Source organism: Pandoraea eparura (genome assembly GCF_902459725.1).
Taxonomy (GTDB): Bacteria; Pseudomonadota; Gammaproteobacteria; order Burkholderiales; family Burkholderiaceae; genus Pandoraea; species Pandoraea eparura.
The window spans coordinates 22012-34602 of record NZ_CABPSH010000017.1; the positions used below are offsets into that span (position 1 = coordinate 22012).

General features: G+C 64.7%; 15 protein-coding genes and 2 tRNA genes. 7 read left to right on the top strand and 10 right to left on the bottom strand.

What is annotated here, in order from left to right; translation table 11 throughout:
• From PEP31012_RS22065 to PEP31012_RS22075, 3 genes are all read left to right on the top strand, one after another.
• Positions 1-1185 (top strand): DSD1 family PLP-dependent enzyme, encoded by a 1185-nt coding sequence (locus PEP31012_RS22065; RefSeq protein WP_150591407.1) that lies wholly within the window; start codon positions 1-3, stop codon positions 1183-1185.
• 323 nt (positions 1186-1508) lie between these two features.
• A tRNA-Ala gene (locus PEP31012_RS22070) sits at positions 1509-1584 on the top strand.
• Positions 1585-1600: 16 nt separating this feature from the next.
• Positions 1601-1676: transfer RNA gene (locus tag PEP31012_RS22075), tRNA-Glu, on the top strand.
• Between the two features lie 214 nt (positions 1677-1890).
• Here PEP31012_RS22075 and PEP31012_RS22080 read toward each other — a convergent pair.
• The 4 genes from PEP31012_RS22080 to PEP31012_RS22095 all read right to left on the bottom strand — a co-directional run bounded on the left by PEP31012_RS22080 (position 1891) and on the right by PEP31012_RS22095 (position 4230).
• Positions 1891-2187, bottom strand: a complete 297-nt coding sequence (locus PEP31012_RS22080) for a YciI-like protein (protein ID WP_150591408.1) — start codon at positions 2185-2187, stop codon at positions 1891-1893.
• A gap of 71 nt (positions 2188-2258) precedes the next feature.
• Entirely contained in the window at positions 2259-2576 is a 318-nt protein-coding gene (locus PEP31012_RS22085; RefSeq protein ID WP_150591409.1) for a VOC family protein, read from the bottom strand.
• Positions 2577-2790: 214 nt separating this feature from the next.
• Complete coding sequence (locus tag PEP31012_RS22090) at positions 2791-3321, bottom strand: hypothetical protein (RefSeq protein ID WP_150591410.1); 531 nt, start codon at positions 3319-3321, stop codon at positions 2791-2793.
• Between the two features lie 174 nt (positions 3322-3495).
• Positions 3496-4230, bottom strand: a complete 735-nt coding sequence (locus tag PEP31012_RS22095; protein ID WP_150591411.1) for a YoaK family protein — start codon at positions 4228-4230, stop codon at positions 3496-3498.
• A gap of 322 nt (positions 4231-4552) precedes the next feature.
• Here PEP31012_RS22095 and PEP31012_RS22100 point away from each other — a divergent pair, with 322 nt between their 5' ends.
• The gene (locus PEP31012_RS22100; RefSeq protein ID WP_150591412.1) at positions 4553-5074 is read left to right on the top strand and encodes a DUF1993 domain-containing protein; all 522 of its coding nucleotides are present in this window, start codon (positions 4553-4555) and stop codon (positions 5072-5074) included.
• A 147-nt stretch (positions 5075-5221) separates the two neighbouring features.
• On the opposite strand, the gene PEP31012_RS22105 is transcribed toward PEP31012_RS22100, so the two are convergent.
• Positions 5222-5911, bottom strand: a complete 690-nt coding sequence (locus PEP31012_RS22105) for a type 1 glutamine amidotransferase domain-containing protein (RefSeq protein WP_150591413.1) — start codon at positions 5909-5911, stop codon at positions 5222-5224.
• A 290-nt stretch (positions 5912-6201) separates the two neighbouring features.
• Here PEP31012_RS22105 and PEP31012_RS22110 point away from each other — a divergent pair, with 290 nt between their 5' ends.
• The gene (locus PEP31012_RS22110; RefSeq protein WP_150591414.1) at positions 6202-6816 is read left to right on the top strand and encodes a glutathione S-transferase family protein; all 615 of its coding nucleotides are present in this window, start codon (positions 6202-6204) and stop codon (positions 6814-6816) included.
• A 54-nt stretch (positions 6817-6870) separates the two neighbouring features.
• On the opposite strand, the gene PEP31012_RS22115 is transcribed toward PEP31012_RS22110, so the two are convergent.
• The 4 genes from PEP31012_RS22115 to PEP31012_RS22130 form a co-directional block, all read right to left on the bottom strand.
• On the bottom strand, positions 6871-7632 hold the full coding sequence (locus PEP31012_RS22115) for an ABC transporter permease (protein ID WP_150591455.1): 762 nt from the start codon (positions 7630-7632) through the stop codon (positions 6871-6873).
• Positions 7633-7640: 8 nt separating this feature from the next.
• The gene (locus PEP31012_RS22120) at positions 7641-8570 is read right to left on the bottom strand and encodes an ABC transporter ATP-binding protein (protein ID WP_150591415.1); all 930 of its coding nucleotides are present in this window, start codon (positions 8568-8570) and stop codon (positions 7641-7643) included.
• A 154-nt stretch (positions 8571-8724) separates the two neighbouring features.
• Positions 8725-9153, bottom strand: a complete 429-nt coding sequence (locus tag PEP31012_RS22125) for a VOC family protein (RefSeq protein WP_150591416.1) — start codon at positions 9151-9153, stop codon at positions 8725-8727.
• 55 nt (positions 9154-9208) lie between these two features.
• Positions 9209-9628, bottom strand: coding sequence for a YybH family protein (locus PEP31012_RS22130; RefSeq protein WP_150591417.1), 420 nt, complete (start codon positions 9626-9628; stop codon positions 9209-9211).
• Between the two features lie 176 nt (positions 9629-9804).
• On the opposite strand from PEP31012_RS22130, the gene PEP31012_RS22135 reads away from it, so the two are divergent.
• A complete protein-coding gene (locus PEP31012_RS22135) occupies positions 9805-10467 on the top strand; it encodes a TetR/AcrR family transcriptional regulator (RefSeq protein ID WP_150591418.1) in 663 nt (220 codons plus the stop codon).
• Between the two features lie 168 nt (positions 10468-10635).
• Here PEP31012_RS22135 and PEP31012_RS22140 read toward each other — a convergent pair whose 3' ends face one another.
• Entirely contained in the window at positions 10636-11541 is a 906-nt protein-coding gene (locus PEP31012_RS22140) for a LysR family transcriptional regulator (RefSeq protein WP_150591419.1), read from the bottom strand.
• A gap of 279 nt (positions 11542-11820) precedes the next feature.
• Here PEP31012_RS22140 and PEP31012_RS22145 point away from each other — a divergent pair, with 279 nt between their 5' ends.
• Positions 11821-12579 carry an SDR family NAD(P)-dependent oxidoreductase gene (locus tag PEP31012_RS22145; protein ID WP_150591420.1) on the top strand — a complete coding sequence of 253 codons (759 nt, stop codon included), beginning with the start codon at positions 11821-11823 and terminating at the stop codon, positions 12577-12579.
• Positions 12580-12591: the final 12 nt, after the last annotated feature.

Here is a 12591-nt window from a genome sequence, read left to right on the forward strand (position 1 = left end):
ATGCCCGATTCGGATAATACGGTTTCGACATCTTCGAACGCTGCCTCCGGGCGTCTTGCGGTGCCGCCGGTTGCGTGTCCGGGCGACTCGCTCGCGCAGGTGGCAACGCCTTCCCTGGTGCTCGATCTCGACGCTTTCGACGCGAACGTCATGCGCATGGCGAGCGCGGCGGCCGCGCGCGGGGTGGCGGTGCGCCCGCACGCCAAGGCACACAAGTGCGTCACGATTGCCCGGGCGCAGATGGCCGCAGGCGCCGTGGGCATCTGCTGCCAGAAGCTCACCGAGGCGATCCCGTTCGTCAACGCGGGCATCGGCAGCATTCACATCAGCAACGAGTTCGTTGGCGAGGCACGTGTGGCGCTGGCCGTGGCGATGGCGTCGCGTGTCTCGCTGTCGGTGTGTGTCGATGACGTGCGTCAGGTGGCGCCGCTCGGCAAGGCGGCGCAGCGCGCTGGCGTGCGTATCGCGGTGCTGCCCGAGGTCGACGTGGGGCAGGGGCGTTGCGGCGTCGATTCGACGGACGCGGTCGGCGAACTGATCGACGCAATCGATCATTACGAAGGGCTGCGCTTCGGTGGGTTGCAGGCGTATCACGGCAGCGCGCAGCACGTCGACGGCTGGGACGCGCGCCGTGACACGGCACGGCTCGCGGCCGATCGCGCGGCGGCCTATGTGCGCTTTCTGGCGGCGCGCGGCATCGCGTGCCCGGTGGTGACCGGCGGCGGCACCGGCACGGCCGAGTTCGACATCGAGAGCGGTGTCTATACGGAAATTCAGCCCGGCTCGTATGTGTTTCTCGACGGTCATTACGGCTCCCTCGAATGGCGCGACGACTGGCGCTTTCGCCACGGCCTGTTTCTCGCATCGACCGTCATGAGCACGGCGCGGGCGGGCCTCATCGTGTGCGATGCCGGACTCAAGAGCGTGGCGACCGATTCCGGGCTGCCGCGCTTCTGGTCGTCGCAACAGGCGGGCCAGCCGTATTACCGCACGGCGTCGGACGAGCACGGCGTGCTCGAACTGGCCTCGCCCGACGAGGACGGCGCCCCCTGGCTGGGTGAGCCGATCCTGCTGGTGCCGGGGCATTGCGATCCGACGGTCAATCTTTACGACCGATACGTTGCTGTGCGGCACGGGCGGGTCGAGGCGCTGTGGCCCATCGAGGCGCGTGGGCTGAGTCAGTGAGTGCGAGCCGGGAAGCAGAGGGGTGCAGAGGGGGGCAGAGGGATGCAGAGGGATGCAGAGGGATGCAGAGGGATGCAGAGGGATGCAGAGGGATGCCGGGATGCAGGGTAGCAGGTAGCAGGTAGCAGGTAGCAGGTAGCAGGTAGCAGGTAGCAGGTAGCAGGGAGCAGGGAGCAGGGAGCAGGGAGCAGGGAGCAGGGAGCAGGGAGCAGGGATTGGCCGATCGGGATGGACGCCGATACGTCCCGTGCGCGCAAAATATTTTGAGGCGGGGGCTTCCCAACTTTCAAAAACCGCGCTATAGTCTCACTTCTTCGCCGTACGGGGGTATAGCTCAGCTGGGAGAGCGCTTGCATGGCATGCAAGAGGTCAGCGGTTCGATCCCGCTTACCTCCACCAAAACGGAAGACTTTAGGTCCCCTTCGTCTAGAGGCCTAGGACATCACCCTTTCACGGTGAGTACAGGGGTTCGAATCCCCTAGGGGACGCCAGATTTACCGGCGTGATTCTCGGAGCTTTCCGAAAGCACGACGTTCAATCGGTTGTCGACAAACGCGCTTGGCTTCATCGCCAAGCGCGTTTTGTTTTTCTGCGACGGAGGGTTCGTCCGTCTGCCGCATCCGCTGCACGCGATGCAGCACCCGCACCTGTACCCGTACCCGCAGGTGCACATGCACACGCGGATCCACGCCGCGGCCGTTGCGCTCAACGCACCGGCGAGCTCGCCATCGTCCCCACCACCGTTCGCCACGGCCGCACGCGCCATGCCTTCACCAGACCCTGGATCACGTAGGGATCGGCGTTGGCAAAGGCTTCCGCCGCGGCCGGCGAGTCGCCTTCGAAGAGCAGGGCGGCCGTGTCGACAGGTGACTCCAGCGCGCCTGCCAACACGAGTTCACCGCGCTCGGCCGCTTGCCACGCGAGCGCCAGATGCGCGTCGCGGTACTGGCCGCGCCGTTCGAGATAATCGTCGACGAGGTCGTAAGTGAGCAGGTAATGCATGGTCTTGCCTCCTTGGCGTTCGCTACCGTACCGCGTCATTATCCGCAAAACGCCGACGGCAGGGCAGAGGACTACGCGTGACGCACCGCTACCCCGTAAGTGCTCACTATGCGTTCGTCCTGCTCTTTCGCGGAAAAGGCTTCCCACATCAGACCGTTGCAATCGGTGCTGCTTGAGTACTCGGGGGCGGCGTCGTCTTCGAAGCCGACGTGTCGCAACTCCCCGGCGCGTGAGGCCGATGGATTGATCGAGAAGTTCAGCAGATCGGTACGCCACATGGCGTACGCGCCCGGCACGACAGCCGTTGGCGGCTGACCGAGCCGGGCCGAATAGTCCTGGATGGATTCGTCGAGATCGCGCACGGCGAGTGCGATGTGGAAGCGTTTCATAAGGTCTCCTGACGGTGAGCTTCACGATGCCTCGACGCAGCGCAGTGTGAGTGCCCGCTCGCGAAGTGAGCGTTGCGTCGGCGAAGCCCATCATAGGGAGCGCGGGAAGGCTTAGCCAGACGGGTCGTTATCCCGGTATCCCACGTAATGGGATATCGCACGTCTGTCCAATCGCCAACCCGGTGAGAATAACGAGTCCCGCGCGAGCGAGCGCTTACTGGGGGCGTTCGAAGTCGTTCTCCACCCAGGCGCGGGCGCTGTGACGCGAGAGCTTGAACGTGGGCGGCACCTTGACCGACGCGAGCGTTTCGCCGAAACGGTCGATGGCGCTCAGCATGGCATACGGGTCGTAGTCGTCGGGCACGATGTCGAGTGTGATGTCGATATCGCCGTCCGGGCCATCGACGCTCACCCGCTTGTGCAATTGGGCGCGCAACTGCTGCTCGTGACGACGCAGCACTTCGGCAGCTGTTTTCACGAGTGTGTGGAACGCGCCTACATCGAGCGGCTTCGGATTCTTCTTGTCGCGCCCCATGGTCCAGGGACCGACAAGCGCCGGTTCCGATTCGCCGTCCTTGTACATGGCGACGGCCCAGCCGTCGTCTTCCTCGTTCTTGACGACCTTGGCCGTCCACCCGTCGTCGCGCCACAGCCGGGCATCGTGGATGGCATCGTCGCTATCGGTGGCATCGTCGCTATCGGTGGCGTTGTCGGTCGGATGAAGGTCGGCGGGGGTGGCAGTCACTGGCGGAGATCGGGGCTTGGGGAGGAACGGGCGGTGGTGCGACGCCCGTCGAAACGCATGGGCGAAAGGTGCGATTTTACCGCGTCCGGCCGGAACGCGGATACGCCCACTGTGCTGCGTAGTCGAGGGCGGCGTCGAGGGCGCCGTCGAGCGCGTCGCGCCGACGTCATCCGGTCACTCGTTGGCGAGTGCCAGCGCGACGAGCAGCACCACCGGCAGCAGCACACACCAGAAGCCCGCGCCGTGATACGCGAAGCCGCCGAACACGGCCCCGACGGCAAACGCCGCCAGTGCGGGGATCATTTTGCGCAGACGCGTTCGGGCGGCGTTGTCGTCGCTGCAATGGCCGCTCGCCAACTCGACGATGTCGATCACGATCTGCGTGGTATTGCCGGTCATGATCGTGGTCGGGGCCAGGTCGGCAAGGACGAGACGCCCCACGGCATTCTGGATGGCGAGGGCGGCTACGCCGAACATGCCCGACAGAATCGCCAGCGGTGCATCGGCCGAGACGATGGGTTGGGCGGCCAGGCCGACGATCATGAAGCCGAGCAGAAGTAACGTTTGCACGGTGAGCAACAGCCGAAGCGGCCGCCGCTCGGTGCGCGAGAAGGTCTGCACCACGAGTTTCACGAGTGCGACGACAATGACGAACACGGGCAGGGCCAGCAGTTTCGCCAGTACACCGACATGGGTGCTGGCGACCAACTGCACGCCGATCATCACGAAGTTGCCGGTCACGTGCGCGGTGAACAGTCCGAACAGCGCGATGAAGCCCACGACATCGATATAGCCGGCCACGAAGGCGAGCGTCATGCCGATGGCGGTCGGTTTGGCAAAGTGGCTCACCCACGCGCGTGCGACAGTGGCGGCCTCGGTCGGCGTGGGGATGTGGCGGGGGGTACCCATGGCAGCTCCTCTGACGACTCGCGTGGCTGGGGTTGCGCATCCGGTGCGGCGTGCGCGGGGCACAGCGTGTGGGGCAAGCATATCACCGCCGTAGGGGCGCCCGCCGTGTGGCAACATCGCGCAGCATCGACCCTTCCTACGATCTACCTCCCCGTCCTGACCTCGTTACCGTCCCCTTTCCCGCCGCCTTTCAGCCCGCCTTTCAGCCCGCCTTCCAGTGCGACGTCGGTGTGCACGGCGAGGTTGTATCAGGACTGATAGCATGTGTTGTCGCACGCTGTGAGTGCGCTCGCCGACATGTCAATCTTCGAGGAGCTTTCCGATGTCGATCTCTCTCTATCGCGCCACCGTTCCTGTCTATCTTCGCGGTCTGACCGTCATGGCCGACTACCTCCAGAAGGCGCGCGCCCATTGCGAAGCGAATTCGCTCGATCCGGCCGCGATTCTCAAGGCGAAGCTCGCCCCCGATATGCTCGACTTCGTGGCGCAAGTGCAGCGCGTGAGTGACACGGCGAAGTTTGCCGTCGCGCGGATCAGCGGCGTGGAGTCGCCGAAGTTCGAGGACAACGAGACGACGTTCGAGCAACTGCGCGATCGCATCGCCAACACCGAGGCGTTCATCGCGGGCGTTCCCGAAGATCGTTTCGTCGGGGCCGAGTCACGGCAGATCACGCTGAAGTTCAAGGACCATCAGACGACGATGGACGCGCTCGACTATCTGCTGAAGTTCGCGTTGCCGAACTTCTATTTCCATGTGACGACCACGCACGATATTCTGCGCGCCCAAGGGGTTGCCGTGGGCAAGGCAGACTATCTCGGTCCGTACGAGATGGAGAAAATCTGACCGGTACTTGCCGGCCGGTAGTCGTGACAAGACACGCGCTGACGCGGGCCCCGAAGGCCCACGCGTCAGCCCGTGCCCCGTGCCCCGTGCCCCGTGCCCCACGAGCCACGAGCCACGAGCCACGCGCCGCGTCGCGCCCCTCGCCCGTCAGCGCTGGCGCGGTTCCATCATGGCAAGCACCGTGCGCGCAGCCTCGTCCGACGAGGCTGGATTCTGGCCCGTGACCAGTCGGCCGTCACCGACCACATGCGATTGCCAGTTGCCGCCCTTCTCGTACAGCCCTCCCAGACGCTTGAGTTCGTCTTCGACCAGGAACGGCACCACGTCGGTAAGACCGACCGCGGCCTCTTCCTCATTGGTGAAGCCGGTGACATGGCGTCCCCGCACCAGCGGCTCGCCTTGCGCGTTGCGTACCTGACGCAGCACGCCCGGCGCATGGCACACAAAGCCGATCGGTTTGCCCGCGCGCTCGAACGCTTCGATCAGACGGATGGAGTTCGGGTCTTGCGCCAGATCCCACAGCGGGCCATGGCCACCGGGATAGAAGACGGCGTCGTAGTCGGCGGCGTCGATGTCGGCCAGCCGGAGGGTGTTCGCCAGCGCGCGCTGCGCGACGGCGTCTTCACGGAAGCGTCGCGTTGCGTCGGTTTGCGCGTCGGGTTCGTCACTCTTCGGATCGAGCGGCGGCTGGCCGCCTGCCGGGGAAGCCAGCGTGATCGCCAGTCCCTCGTCGATGAACACGTAGTACGGTGAGGCGAATTCTTCGAGCCAGAAGCCGGTCTTCTTGCCCGTGTCGCCGAGGCGGTCGTGCGAGGTCAGCACCATCAGGATGTTCATGAAACGTCTCCTTGTCGAGTCGGCCATGCAGCCAATTCTACCCGTCACGCGGCGCGCTCGCAGCCGACGGGTCACCGCGTACCGGGTCGCCACCGACGCCAGTTGTGGCACGCCTCTTGTGAGCGGGATTCACACAAACCCATCACCGAATTCGATTTGCGGGGCGTCGGGCGTCCGCTATGCTTGTGCGAATGCGGGCACCGCCCGATGCCATGCCATTCACGCACGACGACCCCACGAACTTACGACCTCACAACCCCGGCGGCGATGGCCGCCCTCAGGAGCAAGACATGCAATTGATCGGAATGCTGGATTCCCCCTACGTGCGTCGCACGGCGATTTGCCTGAAGTTGCTGGGGCTGCCGTACGAACACCGCGCGCTGTCCGTGTTTCGAACGTTTGACGAGTTCGCCGAGATCAACCCTGTCGTAAAGGCGCCGACGCTCGTGACCGACGACGGCACGGTACTCATGGACTCCACGCTCATCCTGCAATATCTCGAGACGCTGGTCGATCCGGCACAGCGGCTCGTGCCGGGCGATCCGGCCGAGCGTCTGCGTGCATTGCGCCTCACGGGACTGGCCATGGCGGCATGTGAAAAGTCGGTGCAACTGGTGTATGAGCGTGAATTGCGGCCGAGCGAGAAGCGGCATGCACCGTGGACAGATCGCGTGCGCAAACAGCTGCATGCGGCATTTCACGCGCTGGAGGTCGAGTTGGCGCAAGTGCCCGTCGTGGCGACGCCAGACCGCATCGGCGAGCATGGCGTGACGATTGCCGTGGCATGGCGGTTCCATCACCTGCTGGTGCCGGAACTGGACTTCACCGCCGAGTTTCCGGAAGTCGCCAGCTTTTCCGCGCAGGCCGAAGCGCTCCCGGCGTTTCTCGAGACGCCGCCGATCTGACGCGACGACGGTGCACACCAAGTGCCGGACGGTGCCGCCGTCCGGCAGGCGGGGTCAGTTCTTGAGCCGATAACCGGTCTTGAACATCCAGGCGACGATGCTCAGGAAGACGGCGAGGAATACGAGCGTCATGCCCAGACTCACGCCGACGCTCACGTCCGCCAGCCCATAGAAGCTCCAGCGAAAACCGCTGATGAGGTACACGACTGGATTGAACAGGGTGACCGTGCGCCAGAACGGCGGCAGGATGTGCGTCGAGTAGAAGCTGCCGCCGAGAAACGTGAGCGGCGTGATGATGAGCAGCGGCACGAGTTGCAGCTTCTCGAAGCCGTCGGCCCAGATGCCGATGATGAAACCGAGCAAGCTGAACGTCACGGCGGTGAGCACCAGGAACAGCACCATCCAGATCGGATGCTCGATGCGCAGTGGCACGAACAGCGCGGCCGTGCCGAGCATGATTACGCCGAGAATGATCGACTTGGTGGCCGCCGCCCCCACGTAGGCGACCACGATCTCCATGTACGACACGGGCGCGGAGAGGATTTCGTAGATCGTGCCGGTGAAGCGCGGGAAATAGATGCCGAACGACGCATTCGTCACGCTTTGCGTGAGCAGCGAGAGCATGATGAGGCCCGGCACGATGAACGCGCCATACGGCACGCCCTCGATTTCTGGAATTCGCGAACCGATGGCCGCGCCGAACACCACGAAGTACAGCGAGGTCGAAATGACCGGCGAGATGATGCTCTGCATCAGCGTGCGACGCGTGCGGGCCATCTCGAAGTTGTAGATCGCCCTGACGGCGTAGAAATTCATGGCGCGGCTCATCCTTCTTTCCTGTGCACGAGCGAGACGAAGATGTCTTCGAGCGAGCTTTGCGTCGTATGCAGATCCTTCACCGAGATGCCGGCGCGCTCCATGTCGCGCAACAGGGCGGCGATGGACGTTTGCTCGATGTTGGCGTCGTAGGTGAAGATGAGTTCGGTGCCATTGTTCTCGAGCGCGAGGCCATAGGTGGCGAGCGCATCGGGAACGGCGGACAGCGGCTCGGCCAGTTGCAGCGCGAGCTGCTTGCTGCCCATGTGCCGCATCAGTTCGGTCTTCTCCTGCACGAGGGTGATCTGACCGCCAGTGATGATGCCCACCCGGTCGGCCATCTCCTCGGCCTCTTCGATGTAGTGGGTAGTGAGAATCACGGTCACGCCGGTTTCGCGCAACGAATTCACGAGACGCCACATGTCGCGGCGCAACTCGACATCGACGCCGGCGGTCGGCTCGTCGAGGAACAGCACGCGCGGCTCGTGCGAGAGCGCCTTGGCGATCAGCACGCGTCGCTTCATGCCGCCCGAGAGCTGCATGAGGCGGCTATCCTTCTTCTCCCACAGCGAGAGCGAGCGCAGCACCTTCTCGATGTACGCCGGGTTCGCCGGCTTGCCGAACAGGCCTCGCGAGAACGAGACGGTCGCCCACACCGACTCGAAGGCGTCCGTGGTCAGCTCCTGGGGAACCAGGCCGATGGCCTCGCGCGCGGCACGGTAGTCCGTGACGATATCGTGACCGTCGACGGTGACCGTGCCCGAGGTCGGGCGCACGATGCCGCAAATGGTGCTGATGAGGGTCGTTTTGCCGGCGCCGTTCGGGCCGAGCAGGGCGAAGATCTCGCCGCGCTGGATTTCCAGATTGATGTTCTTGAGCGCCTGGAAACCCGTTGCGTACGTCTTCGACAGATTCTGGATTGAGATCACGGATGGCATGGCGGCGACGATAGCACAGGCGTGAGGAACTTGTTGGGCACGCCGCGCGGGCACAAAAAAGCGGGCACCGGCGCGTTGTCGGCGCCCATGCCCGCCCGCAGCAGCGATGCGCGTGGCCGGGCGAGCGCCCGGCGCGCGCCGATGCCTGAGCCTCTCAGCCGCGCGGCATCTCCTTCGGCACGATCACCATCCAGTTCATGCCGAAGCGATCCTTGACCATGCCGAACGTCTTCGCGAAGAAGGTCTCGCCGAGCGGCATATTCACCTCACCGCCGTCGGCCAGTGCATGGAAGGCCTTCTCGGCCGATGCGACCTCGGCGAAGTCGACCGACAGCGAGAAGCCGTCGAACTTGGGCTTGCCGCTCACCATGCCATCCGAGGCCATCACCATCGAGTCGCCGATGGTGAATTCGCCATGCATGATCTTGTCATCGCTGCCGGGCGGCAACATCCCCTCCGGACAGCGCTCCGGGCTCTCGCCGTAACGCATGAGCATGCCGCGCTTCGCGCCCAGCACTTTCTCGTAGAACGCGATGGCTTCTTCACAACGACCTTCGAAAAACAAATAGGAATGGACTTGCATGGAACGCTCCTCTTGATGCTGAAAAAGGGACATGGCGACGCCCCGACAGGAAGCCTTACGGCGCGAACGTCATGGGCACCGACGCGTGTTCGTGCACCACGCGCCAGCGACCTTGCGACTTGCGATAGCCCACGGTAGCCCGCACGGTGGCGCCGTGCGTCTGGCCGTCCGGGCCGGTGTTGCGAACCACGTTCACACTGTGGCTGAACGCCAGATCCCCGGCGTGCACGAGATGCCACTGCGTGACTTCGAAATGGATCGGCCCGACCGTGTGGCCAAACCAACCCTCGAGCAAACGGCGGTATGCCGCGGTGCCGCGATGCTCGGTGGGCGGCATCACATCGAACACGACGACGTCGGGGTCGTAGTGCTCCAGCAGTGTGCCGACCGTCTTGTTGCGCACGGCGTCAAGCCATGCCGAGTGGATTGCACGAATGGCGGCTTCGTCGCCGTGTGCGGGATACGTCTCAACCATAGTGCCTCCGGATGCAAAGCGAGTGACTTCTGGTGGGGCGCGGCAACAGCGACGACTGGCCCATGCCGCCAGGCACATCGACGAACGATGCAGCAATGATGCGCCGCAACTTGTCTTTGTGGACAGTGTACACAAACAATAGCAGACATAATGGACGCTGTCCACAAGGAGCGGTAATGACGGAACGGGTAACAACGACGGGGCCGGCGCGCGCGACATATCGACATGGCGACCTGCGCCGGGCGTTGCTGGAAGCAGGAATCTCGCTGGCACGCGAGGGGGGGCCGGATGCGGTCGTGTTGCGCGAGGCGACGCGTTGCGCCGGGGTGGTACCCAACGCGGCGTATCGGCACTTCGCAAACCGGCAGGATTTGCTGGACGCCGTGCGCTCGGCGGCATTGGCCGAACTGGCGGTAGCGATCGAACATGAGGTGGCGGCGCTGGAACTCCTCGCTCACAATGCCATCGAGCATGCCCGAGCCGGACTGCGTGCGGTCGGCATCGGGTATTTGCACTTCGCCCGTGCGCAGCCGGGGCTGTTCCGCACGGCTTTTGCTCCATCGGAGAATGTGCGCTCGGTGGCCGATCCCGCCAAGGCGGGGGCGAGCGGTCTGAATCCGTTCGAGCTGCTGGGGGCGTCGCTCGACGGGATGGTCGCGGCCGGCATCATCGATGCGGCGCAGCGACCTGGCGCGGAGTATCTCGCCTGGGCCGCCGTGCACGGATTGTCGGTGCTGGTCATCGATGGCCCACTGCGCGATTTACCCGACGATCAGGTCGACGGGCTGGGGCAGCGGCTTGTCGCGATGGTGGAGCAGGGCCTGTCGCGAGCGCGCTAGCGTCGGTGGGGTACCTGCACCGACATCGATAACGACATCGATACCGACACTGGCACTGGCACTGGCACAGGCACTGGCACTGGCGACGGGAGACGGGAGACGGGAGACGGGAGACGGGAGACGGTCGCCTTGCGAGGCGTTGGCCGGCCGTCTTCGCCCCATCGCCACTTACTGCGTCGTCAGACGCGGCGCCAGCAAATCGGCCAACCAGTTCATGAAGGCTTGGGCGCGCCGGGGCAGGTGACGCCGGTTCGCGTACAGCAACGTGACGGCCAGCGGCGCCGCTTGATACGCCGGCAGCACGGCTTGCAGCGAACCGTCGGCCAACAGCGCGCGCACGCCGGTCTCTGGCGCCTGAATCAGTCCGAGTCCGGCGAGGCAAGCCGCTTGATAGGCATCGGCATTGTTCACCGTCAGCACGCCCTCCATCGGCCACTGCGTATAGCGTTCGCCATCGAAGTATTCCCATCCCACCGGGCGAGCGCCCAGCGTCGTCGTGTAATGGATCAGTCGGTGCGCGCGCAAATCGTCAAGCGAGCCCGGCACACCGTAGCGCGCGAGGTACGCCGGGCTCGCAACGTTGACCTGCGGCATGTGGCCGAGCGGTCGCGCGATCAACGTCGAATCGGCGACGGCACCCACCCGCAGTACGCAGTCGAATCCCTCGCGCACGAGATCCACACGCCGGTCGGTGCTCGAGAGTTCCACGCGCAGGTCCGGATGTTGCGCCAGAAAGCCGGGCAATTGCGGAATGACCGTCGTACGCGCGAGTGTCGCGGGCAAATCGATGCGCAGTCGGCCCGTGAGCGCCTCGTCGCGCGCCACGAACATCGTCTCCCACTCTTCCATGTCGGCGAGCAAATCCTGGCATCGCTCCAGGCACGCCTGGCCGTCCTGCGTAAGTTGCACCCGTCGTGTGGTTCGATGCAGCAGGCGCGTCCCCAACTTGGCCTCCAGTTGCTTGATGGCGTTCGACACGCTGGCGCGAGGCAAGCCAAGACTGTCGGCGGCCTGCGTGAAGCTTCCGGTCTGCGTAACGCGCACGAAGATGCGCATGGCGTCGAGCTGATGCATGGCGGGAGAGGATCGATCCGAAGATCAATTGTTATGGAAATTTGATCAGTGTAATCAGATAAGGCGGGTTTATTGGTGAAATTCGTTGCAATAAGCTGTTGAACATACCGCAGCACTACCGCAGCAGCTTAAGCGCTCCGTCCGGTTCAGTCGGTCACCGATGCTCACCGGCACCAGCGAGCGCTGGCCGCGGCGGGCCAAGGCGACCGGCGCGGTCGTCGACTCGGTTCAACGGGGACTTGCCAACCGGCAAGGCCCAACGCCTTCAGGAGAAGCACCATGACACGCAAGATCGTTCTTATCACCGGTGGCAGCCGCGGCCTGGGCCGCGCGTCGGCGCTCGCGGCCGCACGTCGCGGCATCGATGTCATCCTCACCTATCGCAGCCAGCACGCGGAAGCGGACGCGGTCGTGTCCGAAATCGGCAAGCTGGGCGCCAACGCCGTTGCCTTGCCGCTCGACGTGTCGCAGGCGTCGCAGTTCGGCCCGTTCGCCGCGCAGATCACGCGCGTGCTCCGTGACGTCTGGCAGCGCGACACGTTCGACTTCCTCGTCAACAACGCTGGAACAGGCTTGCATGCACCCTTCGCCGAGACGACCGAAGCGCAGTTCGACGAACTCGTTCGCCTGCATTTAAAGGGGCCGTATTTCCTGACACAGACCTTGCTGCCGCTGATCGCCGACGGCGGGCGCATCCTGAACGTCTCGAGCGGTCTGGCGCGCTTCTCGCTGCCGGGGGCGTCAGCCTACGCGATGATGAAGGGCGGTATCGAGGTGTTCTCGCGCTATCTGGCGAAGGAGTTGGGCGCGCGCGGCATTCGGGCCAATACGGTAGCGCCGGGCGCCATCGCGACGGACTTCAACGGCGGCACGGTGCGCGACAACCAGGGCGTCAATCAGATGATCGCGGCGAACACCGCACTGGGCCGCGTGGGCGAGGCCGACGACATTGGCGGTATGGTGGCGGCGCTGCTGGCCGACGAGACGGGCTGGATCAATGCGCAGCGCATCGAGGCGTCGGGCGGCATGTTCGTCTGACCGTCTCAGCGC